The organism is Pontixanthobacter aestiaquae, assembly GCF_009827455.1.
Lineage (GTDB): Bacteria > Pseudomonadota > Alphaproteobacteria > Sphingomonadales > Sphingomonadaceae > Pontixanthobacter > Pontixanthobacter aestiaquae.
On record NZ_WTYZ01000001.1, the window covers coordinates 21,500 to 36,022 of the forward strand.

Genomic DNA, 14,523 nt, shown 5'->3' on the forward strand with positions numbered 1-14,523 from the left:
GCGGCGGGCAAGGTTTCCCTCACCCGCCTTGAATGCTTATTCTGCCAGACTTAGTAGTCGTAACCGATCCGCAGACCAACAGTCAGCGGACGGTTGGTGGTGATCCGTTCAACATCGTTGATGAAGTTACCGGCCACTTCTGCGCGCTCGTCAGTCAGGTTCTCACCGAAGATTTCGAGCGACCAATTGTCCGACTTCACACCGGCGCTCAAAGCGAAAGTGGTGTAGCCGTCCAAACGGAATTTGTTGATCTCGATAATGTCGGTGAATTTCGACGAGGAATGCACGACCTGGGGCATGACATGCGCCGTCAGATCACCGATTGCCCATTCATACCGCACGCGCATATTGCCCTGGAATGACGGAGCGTAAGCAAGCGGTTCACCTGCAACCACGTCATTGGTCGGTGTAAGTACGTTGGTAATCTCGGTATCTAGGAACGAGAACGCGCCCGTCACCGTCAGACCATCGACATTATAGGGCGCGAAGGTAACTTCACCTTCAAGGCCATAAATCTCTGCATCCGCCGCATTGTCCGAGAAGAACAGATTGGTAATGCCGGGATCGAAAATCGTCGTTTGGAGACGGCTGATATCGACGTAGAACGCACTTCCGTTGAGGCGAAGCTGACCGTCGGCCAGATCCATTTTCCAACCAAGTTCGTAGTTTTTAACTTCGTCGGTTTCGAGCTCGAAGGGAACGGTAAAGCCTGCGCCGTTTGATGCGCCTCCGGGGCGGTTTAACAATCCGGGACGGAAGCCTTCGGAATATGTTGCATAGAACAGCAGATCATTGGTCGGCGTGACGGTAATTGTGCCCTTGAAGATGGTGCCTTCGGCTTTGGCAACATCGGGATTGCCGGCTGCATTGTTAGGCCCATACTGGGCACTTATGTTCGTTCCGCCAAGCTGTGCATCTTGGCGGTCTGCAGCTGGCACACCCGTATTCGGACCGAAGATCGGCGACGTTCGGTTGAAGAAAGAAGAATTGGCACTGCCCTCCAGATCAACTTCGATATTGTAGTACCGTGCACCGAATGTAAGCGTCAGTAAGTCTGGCACGATGTCAAAACTAGCTTCGCCAAAGAGGCCAAACTGCTTGTCAGTACGCAAAATGTCGTTGCGGAATATCGTGCTCGCGGGGAATGGTCCGGGCAGGGTGAAAAATCCGTCACTAGCATTGCCGACAGCTCCCGGAGCCGCGCCGAGGTTGGTAAGTGGGAAGTTCGGCACGAAGCCGAGCGAAGTAGCATCGGCGCCCGTCGTGAACTGTGCAGTCGGGTAAACGAAATCATTTCGCTCCTGAATTTCAAGGTCGGAATAAAAGCCGCCAGCAGTTACGCGAAAACGGTTTTCGCTCGGCGTGCTAAAGCGCAATTCTTGAGTGAAAACAGTTGTTTCACTATCCGAAGTGACAGCTAGATTGGGAGCCTGGCAAGTGCCGGTTGGAGTAGCCGGGGTGCTGGCCACATATGTCGGGTAGCTGACCGACGTATCGCAGATATAGTAAGGCAGATACTGACCAACAAACAGGTAATCGGTGTAATCTACCCGCTGCTGCGTTTCGCGTTTGGTGTAAGCACCGGTATACACGATGTCGAGCATCGCAAGGCGGCCTTCGACCGTCCAGCTGGTGTTCGAAAAATCGTCTTCAAGACGGTCCGCTTCATAGCGCTGAATTTCAAGATCATCGAGGTCGAGGTTCGGGTCGGCGAAGAAAACACCGTCCGATTCAACGCTCTGGCGGGCGTGCGAAACCAGTAAACGCCAATCTGGGCTGAACTCATACAATGCTGACACGCGAAAGCCAGAATACTGGGTATCGTTGAAATCCTCTTCAACTAACGCTGAATTGTCTGCTGCAATGAAGTTGACGTCGGCGTCAATCGCCGCAAGGGTAGCGGCATCAGATTGGGCGCCGCCCCGACCACCCGAGGCAAATTCGCCGCGGACTGGGACACCATTTGACCTGACTGTTCCTGACGGACGGAACCGAGCACTTTCGCGGGCAGTAATCGTACCCGCGACGTTGTCGATGTAGCCGCCCTGATCATCGAGATAGAACACGCCGCGAAGCGCAAAGCTGTCAGTCACTGGCACGTTGATCATGGCTTCTGCATTGTAGCTGGACTCGCCATTCTTGGTGAACGAGACACCCGCTTTGAACGAAGCATCGAAGCCAACCAGGTCAGGCTTGTTGGTGATCAATCGGACAACACCCGCTTGCGAGCTGGCACCAAACAGGGTGCCCTGCGGACCGGAGAGAACCTCAATCCGCTCGAGGTCGGCTGCGTAAACATCAAGGTTACGGCCAGGCTGACCAAGCGGTTGCTCGTCAAGATAGAGCGCAACGTTCGGCGCGAGACCAGCAACACCGGCTGTCGTCAGGTTTGGTGTGGTTGAGGCGAGGCCGCGAATATAGATCGTGCTTTGACCAGGACCGCTACCGCCAGCTGTAACGCTGGGGAGCTGCTCAAGGTAGTCGCCGAAGGTATCAATCGCCAGCTCATCAAGAGCTTCTTCGCCAATCGCACTAACGGCAATCGGAACGTCCTGCAGATTTTCACTTTGCTTGGTCGCGGTGACGATAATATCGCCAACACCGCCGGTGCGTTCTTCTTCAGCCGGGGCATTAGTATCCTGCGCCATAGCGGGCGAAACAGTAAGGGCGGCAATCGCAAGAGCGGATGCGCCATTGGTAAATTTGATCATGTATTTTCCTGCCTATTTTTTAGGTCAGACCGTCCCGTGGCACGCAAGCGCGCAAATTACCGGGGTTGATCGGTTGGCTTGCGCGAAAAAGAACCCTCCGCGCTTGTGAGCGTTCACCTAACAAAGCCTGTAACAGCAAACCACCGCTCCACCGGTCAATCCCGGAATGGAGGAAAAACCGTGCCATTATGACAACACAACTGTGATTGGAGAGAGCTTTGGACCGTATTTTATCGTTGCGCGGCTGTAATGGCAGCCGCTTCGATAGTCTCCGCAGTACAGGGAACATCGTGCTTTTTACGGATAAGATCGAAGATGATTGCCTTCATGATCGATATCGCCATCAGCGCGACGACAAAGGAAAACGGCAAAGCGCCGATAATCATCGTTACGCCGATTGCATCAGTTCCGCCAAGGATCAGCATTCCACCGACGACGAATGCGATGGCCGCCCCCCAGAACAGGATATGATGGCGGCGCTCGACATCATCTTCCTCGTCGCCCGCGCCATTAATCGTGTTTACGATCAGGATCGCGCTATCGACCGAAGTAATCAAATAGGTCATCAACAACAGGACAACGAGCGCGGAGAGGATCGTTGTGACAGCGGGGCTGAACAAAACCGCCAAAGTCGCAAATAGCTGATCGGAAATGCCCGCCGCTAAGATCGAACCCTCCGCTACACCGCTCAATTCCAGATCAATTGCGGTCCCGCCCACAATCGCCATCCAGATAAAGCACATGAGTGCGGGCACCAGAACAACGCCGAGGACATATTCGCGCACAGTTCTACCCCGCGATACGCGGGCAATGAACATGCCTACAAAAGGCGCAAATGCGATCCACCACGCCCAATAGAATACCGACCAATCAAGTTGCCACTGTGCAAGCGCATCGCCTGTGGCGGTCCCGTCGCTGGTCCAAAGGGTGGTTGCGAGGCTCGGTAGCGCGACAATATAGTCGTAGATTCCAGTGGCCAGCAGGCCGAAGCCAAGCAGGCCCGACCCAGCCACAACGAATACCGCTAAGAGCAGGAATGACAGCCCCATATTGAGATTAGAGAGCCATTTGATCCCGCGCCCGACGCCCGACAATGCCGATATTGTCGAAGCGCCGACCAACAGAACCAAAGCCACGATAATCGCGGGCGCGGAAGCTGTCGGTGAAGCACCCGGCTCCTTGATCACCATCAACCAATCACCAAAGCCAAGCCTGCTGAGACCGGCGACAAATTGTTCGACCCCCAAACCCATCGTCACGGCGACGCCTAATATGGTCGCAACAACCGCGACAATATCGACCACATGCCCGGCTACCCCCGACATCGCTTTGCCAAACAAAGGCGCGAGCGAAGAACGGATCGTCAGCGGTAGATTGCGACGATAGGCGACGTAGCCGACAGCCAAACCAACCAACGCGTAAGTCGCCCACGCAGCTGGGCCCCAATGCAGAAATGTATAGATATAGGCGGGTCGGACAGCCTCGGCAGAGATCGGATCAACCATACCGCGAATGATATCGGGATTATTCTGGAAATGCGCCAGCGGCTCCCCGGTGGAGTAGGTCAGCATTCCCACACCGATCCCGGCACCAAACAGCATCGCAAACCAAGAGAAGCGCGAAAATTCGGGTTTCTCGCCCGGATTTCCCAAGCGTAGCTCGCCCGTCTTGGGTATCACCGCAAGAATGAATGCAACCAGCATCAGGAACGCCACCAAATACACGTACCAGCCCGCAAATTCGCGAATGAGAGTGGTATTCGCAACTTCCAATACGGCGCTTGCCTGCTCCTGAAACACAATCACCCACAGGATCAGCAACGTGATAATGACTTTCGCCGGCACAGTCACACGCGTACTGAAACCATTATAAAAACCCGATTTGGCAGTCTTGATAGGAAGGTCCACCAGTGGCGGATTGACGGAAGTCGCGGTGTTTTCACTCATGCGGCTAAGATGTGTCCGTTTCTCGTTTTGTACCGGCCACGGCAATCACAGCGTGCAATTGGCAGTATTGGTTCCGATCGTAGGATGTGGCCCATGGCATAGAGCCTGCCCGAGGAATTGCAAACCGGTTGCAGAGCAAGCACGTGACATCCCTTACGATGCAATTGGCAAGTCCGTGCGACCAGACTATCATGGGGATATGAACGTTACCCAAGTTCTATCGCAAACCGAGATTTGCCAATCATGCACGATCCGCAACAGGGCCATTTGCGCCGATTTGCATGCGGATGAAATCGTGCTGCTCAACTCCATTGGCCGTCACCGCACATTGACCGCAGGCGAGCAGTTGTTGTGGGAAGGTGAAGACGCCGTGCTGGTCGGCAATGTGGTGGAGGGCCTGTTGAAGCTCTCAACCGGCACATCAGAAGGCCGCGAACAAATAGTTGGATTGGCCTATCCTGGCGACTTCGTCGGCCGACCATTCGGCGGAACCGATCCTTACGGTGTCGAAGCACTTGCCGAAACGCGGATGTGTGTCTTCCGGCGCCAAGACTTCGATGCTTTTGCGCGCGAACACCCGCGGCTTGAGCATAAATTACTCGAACGCACATTGACCGAATTGGACCGGACCCGGCGCTGGATGCTGCTGCTTGGACGGATGGATGCGGAGCAAAAGCTGGCTACATTCCTGCTGGACATGGTGGAGCGCCTTAGCGGCGCACCCGGGCTCAATCCTGAATTGACCGGCGGCAATACTGTTCCCGCCTTTGCCTTGCCAATCGGAAGACAGCAGATCGCCGATGTGCTGGGTCTAACCATTGAAACAGTTAGCCGCCACTTCACGCGGCTCAAGAAGGACGGCATTCTTGACCTTCCATCGCGGCGCGAAGTGGCAATCCTAGACCGCGCAGCTCTCCAGGACCGCGCGGGCTAGGCCCCCAAAAACCCGTGTTTTAGATCGGCCCGTATACTAGAACCGATAGGCGATACCGGCGCTGAGCACCCACGGGTCCAGCTTGTGCGTTGTTTCGATCACCGGCGCGCCGCCGATCGACCAGGTTGCATCGGTGTCGATGAAGTAACGCTTGGCATCGAGACTGACTGACGCACCGTTCTTGCCAACCGGAATGTCTACGCCGGCTTGCAAAGCGAAACCTAGCTCGTCCGACAAATCGAAATCCGTCACGCCCAATGCAACAGTCGCTGCGCCAGGATCCTCATCAAAGAAAATGAAATACGCCGGACCCGCGCCGACATAAGGCTTTATCCCGCCATCGGTGTTGATGTGGTACTTCAGCGTGAAGGTCGCCGGGATCAGCCGTGCGTCGGAAACCAGCTCTGCTCCGGGCAGGCCGGTTACGCCATCGACATCGTGCTGTGTCACACAGCAGATCGTCTCGAGCGAGAGGTTGTCATTAAAAAAATATTCAATGGCGACCGTCGGTACGACATTGTTGTTCGCCGATGTCTGCGTGTTTGCCGGCAGGCCGACCGTGTCGGTACGGACGTCAGTGATTTTGCCATCGACCAACACCGCCGTACCGAGCAGTTTAACCTGTAGCGGACCTTTTTCTTCCTGTGCGGCAGCGGGAATACTCATTCCGGCAGCCAGGGCCACAGCTAAAGCGGAAGTTGCGATACGCATTGTAATAAACTCCGCATCATAGTGGCGGCACAGCGCCGCCCAGGATCCTTATGATGCACAGGGGCGGTACCCGCAGCACCGGAAGCCAACATTGATCCAGCGCAAATTTCCCATGACATCGTGTCAATCCTGACAGAATTGGCTTTTTGACATAGATCAATGTTTGGCCGCTCGAATCCGGCCAAGGCCCCTTCCACAGTCTGCTTCAACGGGAAGGGAAGCTAATGGAAAACGTCCTCATGCGGACGGGTGTGTGGTATCTACTGCTCATCCTCAGCGTGCTCGCAATCGCAGCCGCCGCAGATCAAGCCTTTGCAATCCAGATGACCATTGTCGCGATCGCGCTTTGCGTGGCGATATGGTTCACCGCGCGCAGTGCCAATGACGAGGCTGGCGCAAACCGCGCACTTGCCGGGTCTGCCGATCCATCCCGTTATGATGATGATCCGGTGCGATGGGGCGTCATTGCAACGATGTTCTGGGGTCTCGCCGGGCTACTGGCAGGTTTGTTTATTGCGTTGCAGCTGGCGTATCCGGCGTTCAACATCGAACCCTATCTCAATTTCGGCCGTGTCCGGCCGCTCCATACATCCGCTGTAATTTTTGCTTTCGGTGGCAATGCCCTGATCGCGACGTCCTTTTACGTCGTGCAGCGCACTTGTAGGGCGAGGCTTGCCTTCCCGGGCCTCGCCCGCTTTGTTTTCTGGGGCTACCAGCTGTTCATCGTGCTGGCCGCGTCAGGCTATCTCCTCGGCATCTCACAGGGGAAGGAATATGCCGAGCCTGAATGGTATGTCGATTGGTGGCTGACCATAGTCTGGGTCTGTTACCTGATCGTCTTCGTGGCCACGATTGTGAAACGCAAAGAGCCGCATATCTATGTGGCAAACTGGTTCTACCTGGCCTTCATAATCACCGTTGCGATGCTGCATGTCGTGAACAATCTGGACATGCCATACAGCCTTACCGGATCGACCAGCTATCCGCTGTTCGCCGGTGTCCAAGGCGCGCTTGTCCAGTGGTGGTATGGTCACAATGCGGTGGGCTTCTTCCTCACCGCCGGCTTCCTCGCGATGATGTATTACTTCGTGCCGAAACAGGCAGAGCGTCCGGTCTATTCCTATCGCCTGTCGATCATTCACTTCTGGTCGCTGATCTTCCTCTATATCTGGGCGGGTCCGCACCACCTTCACTACACTGCGCTGCCCGATTGGGCGCAGACCTTGGGCATGGTGTTCTCCATCATCCTGTGGATGCCCAGCTGGGGCGGCATGATCAACGGTCTGATGACGCTAAACGGCGCATGGGATAAAGTTCGCACTGACCCCATCATCCGGATGATGGTGCTCGCGCTAGCGTTCTACGGCATGAGCACATTTGAAGGGCCAATGCTGTCAATCAAAGCCGTGAACAGCCTGTCGCATTATACCGACTGGACCATCGGCCACGTTCACTCCGGCGCACTCGGATGGAACGGCATGATCACGTTCGCCTGCGTCTATTATCTTGTGCCGCGTTTGTGGGGTAAAGAACGGCTTTATAGCCTACGCATGGTCAACTGGCACTTCTGGCTCGCCACGCTGGGGATTGTTTTCTACGCGGCCAGCTTGTGGGTTGCCGGCATCACGCAGGGCCTGATGTGGCGCGAATACGGGCTCGACGGATATCTGGTGAACAGCTTCGTCGACACCGTCTCGGCGATCCATCCAATGTATGTAATGCGTGCCTTTGGCGGCGGTCTCTACCTGATCGGAACGCTGATAATGAGTTACAACATCTGGGCTACGATAGCCGGCAAGAGGCGGGAGGAAGCTCCGATGAGTTATCCTGTCTACAACGCGGAAGCTGACCGTCCCGCCCTTCCTGCAACTGCGAATTGAGAGGCGAAACCATGACAGATACAGTCTCCCAAGAAGCTGCCGTTCAAGAACTACCGGCAAAGGGTCACAAGCGCATCGAACGCAATGTCACATTGCTGGCGGTGGGGGCTTTCCTGACCGTCGCAATTGGCGGCATCGTGGAAATCGCACCACTATTCTGGATCGACAATACCATCGAGAAAGTGGATGGTATGCGGCCCTATACTCCGCTGGAACAGGCCGGGCGGGATATCTATGTGCGTGAGGGGTGCTACACCTGTCACAGCCAGATGATCCGGCCGTTCCGCGACGAGGTGGAGCGCTATGGCCATTACAGCCTAGCCGCGGAAAGCATGTATGATCACCCTTTCCAATGGGGATCAAAACGGACCGGCCCGGACCTTGCCCGTGTGGGTGACCGCTATTCGGATGAATGGCATGTCCAACATTTGAAGAACCCGCAATCGGTCGTGCCCGAGAGCATCATGCCATCCTATTCGTTCCTATCGGAGACACCGATCAAGTTCGAAGATCCGGCTGCCCGATTGACTGCGCTGCGGCGCGTTGGCGTGCCTTACACCGATGCCGATATCGAGAACGCGGAGCAGGATCTGCAAATACAGGCCAATCCGGATCTCTCTGCCGGCGATTTCCACGAGCGCTATCCAAAAACGCAAATTCGCGACTTCGACGGCAATCCGCAGCAAATCACCGAGATGGATGCATTGGTCGCCTATCTGCAAATGCTCGGCACACTGGTCGATGTGAATAGCGCCGCAGCCCAAGAGGAACTCGCGTCGGAGGCAGGCCGATGACCCAGCATTCGACCTACGAATTCCTCCGTCAGTTGGCGGACAGTTGGGGCCTGTTGGCCATGCTCCTCTCGTTCCTTGTGCTGATCTTATGGCCATTCCGCCCAGGTGCCAAGCAACGCAATCACGAAGCGGCAACGGCAATCTTCGAGGATCACGATCATGGCGAATAAGCAAGATAACGCCGCGAATGAGCAGGCGCGTGTTGACGAGGCGACCGGAACCGAATTTGTCGGCCACGAGTGGGACGGCATTGAAGAGCTCGATACGCCCATGCCGCGCTGGTGGGTGTGGAGCTTCTACGCCACTATCGTCTGGGGCATCGTCTATGTAATCCTCTATCCGGCATGGCCGATGATCGAAAAAGGTACTGAGGGCGTGCTCGGCTGGAGCAGCCGCGGACAATTTGCAGAAGAAATGCAGGCAGAAGAAGCGCGCCGCGCGCCGTTAATGGCCGCACTGGCCCGTATTCCGATCGAGCGACTGCCCGAAAATAGTGAGCAAATGCGCGCTGCGATTGCAGGTGGTGCGGCCGCTTTCAAAGTGAACTGTGTCCAATGCCATGGCGCAGGTGCTGCGGGGAGCAAAGGCTATCCCAACCTCAACGATGATGACTGGATTTGGGGCGGCGATCTGAAAGCCATCGAATACACTTTGACTCATGGCATCCGCTGGTCCGGATCGGATGAGACCCGGCTCAGTTACATGCCTGCATTCGGACGTGATGGAATGCTGACCCGCGATCAGATATCCGATGTCACGTCACATGTGTTGTCATTGTCCGGAAACAGCGAACCAAATGCCAACGGCGCAGCGATTTACGATACGCAATGTGCATTCTGTCATCAGCCATCTGCAACCGGCAACCGCGATCTGGGAGCGCCCAATCTGGCAGACGCAATCTGGCTCTATGGCGGAAGCCGAGCAGAGGTCGAGCAACAGATCTACAACCCGGCACATGGTGCGATGCCAGGCTGGAAAGACCGGTTGAACCCGGTGACGATCAAGATGCTGGCAGCCTACATCCACTCGCGCGGCGGCGGCGAAGACTTTGTCGAAGTCGCGGCTGATCCCGAGGTTCAAGTCGATGAGCAACCCTAACGCAGTCGACTGGACAAAGCCGCAACAGCTCAAACCGCCGGAACCAGGACCGCTCTACGAAAAGCGGAAGGCTGTCCATCCGCAGCGGATCGACGGGACCTTTCGGCGATTCAAGTGGCTGGTGATGTTGGTTACTTTGGGGGTTTATTACATTACTCCGTGGATCCGCTGGGATCGCGGCCCCTACGCACCCGATCAGGCGGTCCTGATCGATCTGGCGAACCGCCGATTCTACATGTTCAATATCGAAATTTGGCCCCACGAATTTTACTTCGTGGCCGGGATGCTTATCATGGCGGGCATCGGCCTGTTTCTGGTGACCAGTGCGGTCGGTAGAGCGTGGTGCGGATATAGCTGCCCGCAAACCGTATGGACCGACGTGTTCCAGCATATCGATCGCTTCGTCGATGGCGACCGGAATGCGCGGATGCGTCTCGATAAGGCGCCATGGGGCCCCAAAAAAATTGCGCGGCGCAGCTTCAAGTGGATGATCTATCTGATCATCAGTTTCTGGACTGGCGGCGCATGGATCATGTATTTCGCCGACGCACCTACCTTGACCGTTGATTTCTGGACCGGCCAAGCAGCGGGCGTAGCCTACGCAACAGTTGCGATCCTGACCGCTACGACATTCATCCTTGGCGGATTTCTGCGCGAGCAGGTCTGCATCTATATGTGTCCATGGCCGCGCATTCAGACGGCGATGCTCGACGAGAAATCGCTAATAGTCACATACAAGGACTGGCGCGGCGAGAAACGTGGAAGCTTAAAAAAAGCGCTGAAAAGCCCGGAAGAATTCGGTGATTGTATCGATTGCAATCAATGTGTCGCAGTGTGCCCTACCGGTGTAGATATCCGCGAAGGCGCGCAGATTGGCTGTATCACCTGCGCATTGTGCATCGATGCCTGCGACCGTGTAATGGACGAGATCGGCAAGCCGCGTGGTCTGATCGATTATGCGACTATGGAAGATTGCGAGCATGAGGCTGCAGGCGGCGAACCGCGACCAATCGCAAAAACCCTCTTCCGGCCGCGCACACTAATCTATTTCGCCATCTGGGGCGCTATCGGCGCGGCGATGCTGTTTGCACTGGGCGTGCGTTCGCATACCGAGTTGACGGTCGAGCAGGACCGGAACCCGCCCTTCATGTTGATGAGCAATGGCAGCGTCCGCAATGCGTACACTGTGCGGCTACGCAACATGGAAAGCCGACCGCGCGATATGGAAATTGCAATCAAGGGTCTGGAAGGCGGCACAATGTGGAGTGACGACATCCCGCAATCGGAAGCCGCGCGTTCGCTGGTCCGTGAAGTTGCCCCCGATGCTACGCGGATCGTGCGCCTATACGTTGTCGCGCCGCAGCAAACACCCTCGCAATCCTTCACCCTGACCGTCACTTCGCAAGACGAACAACAAGAGCAAGACAGCAGCGAAGTTCGCTTTGAAGCACCCGGAGAGCAATCATGACCCAGAACTCACCCGCAACAGGACGGACCAAGCCTTTCACCGGCCGCCATGCTACGCTGATATTGGTGCTTTTCTTCGGAACGGTAGCGGCAGTGAACTTCACCATGGCCAGCTATGCCACATCGACATTCGGCGGCGTCGTGGTGGAGAATTCATACGTTGCCAGTCAAGAATTCAATGAGTGGCTGGACAAAGCCGAGGAGCAAAAAGCGTTGGGTTGGACAGTCACGCAAGACTGGCGTGAAGATGGACATGTGGAGGTGTTACTATCCAATGTCCCGGCTGAGGCAGTGGTAAGTGCTATCGCAAGACATCCATTGGGCCGGGAGGCGGATATCGCTCTGCGCTTTAGCCGCGCCGAAGGGGACATCACCCGCTTTGTTTCCGATACTCCTTTGCCCACTGGCCGCTGGATTATTCGGACACAGGTAGATGCCGGTGGAAATCTGTGGCGCGGCGAGGAGCATATTCGATGAGAGCCCGCTCCACCCCTATTGATGACAATGACGCTGAGCGGAGCGGTGAAACCATACTGGCCGTACCTGCCATGCACTGCGCCGGGTGCATGAGTAAAATCGAACGCGGCCTCGCGGATGTCACTGGTATAGAAACAGCGCGCGTCAATCTGTCATCGCGGCTGGTTCGCGTGTCGCATGTTGAAAGTTTAGGCGAGCATGAGCTGGTTGAGGCGCTTGCCCAGCTGGGTTTCGAGGCCCAGCCGCGCAGTTCCGATATTGCACGACCGGTCTCTGCCGTCAGGCCGCTGCTGGCACCGCTCGCCGTGGCGGGTTTCGCTGCCATGAATGTGATGCTGCTATCAGTCAGCGTCTGGTCCGGTGCCGATGGCAGCACACGCAGCTTGTTCCACTGGTTATCCGCACTGATTGCAATTCCCGCGATCGCCTATGCGGGGCAGCCCTTCTTCCGCTCGGCTTGGAAAGTGCTGCGCCATGGCCGGACCAATATGGATGTGCCGATTTCGATCGGTGTAATCGTGGCCACTTGCCTGAGCCTTTACGAGACGATCAACGCCGGCGAGCATGCTTGGTTTGACGGTGCGCTGATGCTGCTAACATTCCTGCTAGCTGGCCGCGTTCTTGATGCGATGATGCGAGACAAGGCACGATCAGGCGTAGATGCTTTGCTCAGCCAAGCAGCATCCGGAGCTTTGGTGGTCAGCAAGGATGATATGGTCGAATGGACGTCGGCACGCGATATCGAAGTGGGAATGGTCATGCGCGTCGCAAGCGGTGAGCGCCTTGCTGCCGATGGCGTCGTTCTTTCGGGCTGCAGCACGTTTGATCGCTCGCTCCTGACCGGAGAAACAACACCTGTTGCGGCAGGCAAGGGTGACGCAGTGCTGGCAGGTACGCTCAATCTCGGTAGTCCGGTCGATGTCACGGTTACCGAAACCGGTGGAGGGACCACTCTCGCCGAAATCGCACGATTGATGGAAGCGTCCACTCAAAACCGCTCCCGCTATGTTCGGATCGCAGACCGGGCAGCGCGGCTTTACGCACCGGCAGTCCATTTGCTGTCCGCTCTCACTGTGATCGGCTGGTTGATCGCCGGAGCAACATTGTACGAAGCGCTCGTGATCGGCGTGGCGGTATTGATCATAACCTGTCCCTGCGCCTTGGGATTGGCGGTTCCCGTCGCTCAGGTGGTTGCAAGCGGCGCGTTGATGCGTGCGGGCGTGATGGTGAAGGACGGTTCGGCGATGGAGCGGCTGGCTTCGACTGATCGCGCACTGCTCGACAAAACCGGCACATTGACGGTGGGACGCCCCGTCCCCGACCCCCAATTAATCGACGCGCTTGATACGGCAGAGGCCGCGATTGCCTTGGCTCTGGCCTCCAACAGCCGCCACCCATTGTCGCGCGCATTGGTCGCGGCTCTGGCTGCGCGCGGAGTTCAAGCGGCGCAATTAGACGGTGTTGACGAGAGACCAGGAGAAGGCGTGTTCGGCAAACTTGGAGAATCCGAGGTCTCTCTGCGCCGTCCTGACAATTCGGGCACAGCCGCTGGCGGCATGGCCGTCATTCTGGATATCACTCCGCATCCGACACGGATGATCCGGTTTGCCGACCGGATTAGGCCAGATGCCAGTGCCGCGCTCAATCAGCTAAGGCAGATGGGTGTGGAAACCAGCATTCTATCAGGCGACAATGCCGAGGCCGTCTGCGCGGTTGCCCGCGAGACCGGTTTGATGGCGCAAGCGAACGCCTCACCCGCTGACAAGCAAGATGCAATTGCACGACAGCGCGCCGCCGGTCACCGAGTGCTTATGGTCGGCGACGGGCTCAATGATGGCCCCGCTCTCGCTGCCGCCGATGCTTCGATGGCACCTGGTTCGGCAAGCGATGTCGGGCTGCATGCGGCGGACTTTGTTTTCATGCAGGACACCCTGCTCGCTATACCCAAAGCGGTGCGCGCCAGCCGCGCGACCATGCGTGTTGTCAAACAGAATTTCGCATTGGCAATCGGATACAATGTGCTGGCTGTACCGCTCGCCATTGCCGGCCTGGTTACTCCGTTAATCGCAGCGGTGGCCATGTCAGCAAGCTCGCTGATTGTGGTCGCCAACTCGCTTCGCCTGACAAGAGCGGCCAAATGACCGGCCTCGCACTCCTGATCCCCGTCGCTCTGGGCCTTGGTCTGGCCGGCTTGATCGCCTTTTTTTGGGCGCTTCGCAGCGGACAGTTTGACGACCCCGAAGGCGCAGCCAACCGGATACTGATCGACGAGGAGGATGAGGCATGAGCCTAAGTGGCAGCATGATCGCCCTGGCGGCGATGGTCCCGGCAGCGCTCAACCCATCGCTGGTAGTTGAAGAAAAGGCCCTTATCGCGCAAATTTGCGGTTCGGGCGAGAGCGCTGTGATCCGACTTGGCCCGCCAGACCTGCCGGCTACCGTGCCCGCCATGTGCTGCGCCAAAGGCTGCCATGGGAAGCGCGAGCATAAACCCGAGAAGGTCTAA

13 protein-coding genes are annotated in these 14,523 nt (G+C 56.8%); 10 read left to right on the plus strand and 3 right to left on the minus strand.

Going from position 1 to position 14,523, the window contains the following annotated elements:
• Positions 1-50: 50 nt before the first annotated feature.
• Both GRI35_RS00080 and GRI35_RS00085 read right to left on the minus strand, forming a co-directional pair.
• Positions 51-2,711, minus strand: coding sequence for a TonB-dependent receptor (locus tag GRI35_RS00080; protein ID WP_160612136.1), 2,661 nt, complete (start codon positions 2,709-2,711; stop codon positions 51-53).
• A 230-nt stretch (positions 2,712-2,941) separates the two neighbouring features.
• A complete protein-coding gene (locus GRI35_RS00085; protein WP_160612137.1) occupies positions 2,942-4,657 on the minus strand; it encodes a BCCT family transporter in 1,716 nt (571 codons plus the stop codon).
• A gap of 199 nt (positions 4,658-4,856) precedes the next feature.
• On the opposite strand from GRI35_RS00085, the gene GRI35_RS00090 reads away from it, so the two are divergent.
• Positions 4,857-5,591 (plus strand): Crp/Fnr family transcriptional regulator, encoded by a 735-nt coding sequence (locus GRI35_RS00090; protein WP_160612138.1) that lies wholly within the window; start codon positions 4,857-4,859, stop codon positions 5,589-5,591.
• Positions 5,592-5,627: 36 nt separating this feature from the next.
• Here the strand turns inward: GRI35_RS00090 and GRI35_RS00095 are convergent, their stop codons facing one another.
• A complete protein-coding gene (locus GRI35_RS00095; RefSeq protein WP_160612139.1) occupies positions 5,628-6,302 on the minus strand; it encodes an OmpW/AlkL family protein in 675 nt (224 codons plus the stop codon).
• Between the two features lie 224 nt (positions 6,303-6,526).
• Between GRI35_RS00095 and ccoN the strand changes: the two genes are divergently transcribed.
• The 9 genes from ccoN to GRI35_RS00140 are packed head-to-tail and all read left to right on the plus strand — an operon-like array spanning position 6,527 to position 14,523.
• Positions 6,527-8,182: a cytochrome-c oxidase, cbb3-type subunit I gene (gene ccoN, locus GRI35_RS00100; RefSeq protein ID WP_160612140.1), complete on the plus strand. Its 1,656-nt coding sequence runs from the start codon at positions 6,527-6,529 to the stop codon at positions 8,180-8,182.
• A gap of 11 nt (positions 8,183-8,193) precedes the next feature.
• Positions 8,194-8,976, plus strand: coding sequence for a cytochrome-c oxidase, cbb3-type subunit II (gene ccoO, locus GRI35_RS00105; protein ID WP_160612141.1), 783 nt, complete (start codon positions 8,194-8,196; stop codon positions 8,974-8,976).
• Positions 8,973-9,146: a cbb3-type cytochrome c oxidase subunit 3 gene (locus GRI35_RS00110; RefSeq protein ID WP_160612142.1), complete on the plus strand. Its 174-nt coding sequence runs from the start codon at positions 8,973-8,975 to the stop codon at positions 9,144-9,146. The genes ccoO and GRI35_RS00110 overlap by 4 nt, the downstream gene beginning before the upstream one ends.
• Entirely contained in the window at positions 9,136-10,074 is a 939-nt protein-coding gene (ccoP, locus tag GRI35_RS00115) for a cytochrome-c oxidase, cbb3-type subunit III (protein ID WP_160612143.1), read from the plus strand. Before GRI35_RS00110 ends, ccoP begins: the two co-directional genes overlap by 11 nt.
• A complete protein-coding gene (gene ccoG, locus GRI35_RS00120; protein WP_160612144.1) occupies positions 10,061-11,542 on the plus strand; it encodes a cytochrome c oxidase accessory protein CcoG in 1,482 nt (493 codons plus the stop codon). Before ccoP ends, ccoG begins: the two co-directional genes overlap by 14 nt.
• Positions 11,539-12,018, plus strand: coding sequence for a FixH family protein (locus tag GRI35_RS00125; protein ID WP_160612145.1), 480 nt, complete (start codon positions 11,539-11,541; stop codon positions 12,016-12,018). The genes ccoG and GRI35_RS00125 overlap by 4 nt, the downstream gene beginning before the upstream one ends.
• Positions 12,015-14,159 (plus strand): heavy metal translocating P-type ATPase, encoded by a 2,145-nt coding sequence (locus GRI35_RS00130; protein WP_160612146.1) that lies wholly within the window; start codon positions 12,015-12,017, stop codon positions 14,157-14,159. Before GRI35_RS00125 ends, GRI35_RS00130 begins: the two co-directional genes overlap by 4 nt.
• Positions 14,156-14,305: a cbb3-type cytochrome oxidase assembly protein CcoS gene (gene ccoS, locus GRI35_RS00135; protein ID WP_160612147.1), complete on the plus strand. Its 150-nt coding sequence runs from the start codon at positions 14,156-14,158 to the stop codon at positions 14,303-14,305. The genes GRI35_RS00130 and ccoS overlap by 4 nt, the downstream gene beginning before the upstream one ends.
• Positions 14,302-14,523: a hypothetical protein gene (locus GRI35_RS00140; RefSeq protein ID WP_160612148.1), complete on the plus strand. Its 222-nt coding sequence runs from the start codon at positions 14,302-14,304 to the stop codon at positions 14,521-14,523. The genes ccoS and GRI35_RS00140 overlap by 4 nt, the downstream gene beginning before the upstream one ends.

Bases quoted from the DNA above. Each gene is read 5' to 3' on its own strand.
- ccoP (WP_160612143.1), top strand. From the start codon at position 9,136: ATGGCGAATAAGCAAGATAACGCCGCGAATGAGCAGGCGCGTGTTGAC.
- GRI35_RS00125 (WP_160612145.1), top strand. From the start codon at position 11,539: ATGACCCAGAACTCACCCGCAACAGGACGGACCAAGCCTTTCACCGGC.
- ccoN (WP_160612140.1), top strand. From the start codon at position 6,527: ATGGAAAACGTCCTCATGCGGACGGGTGTGTGGTATCTACTGCTCATC.
- GRI35_RS00080 (WP_160612136.1), bottom strand. From the start codon at position 2,711: ATGATCAAATTTACCAATGGCGCATCCGCTCTTGCGATTGCCGCCCTT.
- GRI35_RS00090 (WP_160612138.1), top strand. From the start codon at position 4,857: ATGAACGTTACCCAAGTTCTATCGCAAACCGAGATTTGCCAATCATGC.
- GRI35_RS00130 (WP_160612146.1), top strand. From the start codon at position 12,015: ATGAGAGCCCGCTCCACCCCTATTGATGACAATGACGCTGAGCGGAGC.
- GRI35_RS00095 (WP_160612139.1), bottom strand. From the start codon at position 6,302: ATGCGTATCGCAACTTCCGCTTTAGCTGTGGCCCTGGCTGCCGGAATG.
- GRI35_RS00110 (WP_160612142.1), top strand. From the start codon at position 8,973: ATGACCCAGCATTCGACCTACGAATTCCTCCGTCAGTTGGCGGACAGT.
- ccoO (WP_160612141.1), top strand. From the start codon at position 8,194: ATGACAGATACAGTCTCCCAAGAAGCTGCCGTTCAAGAACTACCGGCA.
- GRI35_RS00140 (WP_160612148.1), top strand. From the start codon at position 14,302: ATGAGCCTAAGTGGCAGCATGATCGCCCTGGCGGCGATGGTCCCGGCA.
- ccoS (WP_160612147.1), top strand. From the start codon at position 14,156: ATGACCGGCCTCGCACTCCTGATCCCCGTCGCTCTGGGCCTTGGTCTG.
- GRI35_RS00085 (WP_160612137.1), bottom strand. From the start codon at position 4,657: ATGAGTGAAAACACCGCGACTTCCGTCAATCCGCCACTGGTGGACCTT.
- ccoG (WP_160612144.1), top strand. From the start codon at position 10,061: ATGAGCAACCCTAACGCAGTCGACTGGACAAAGCCGCAACAGCTCAAA.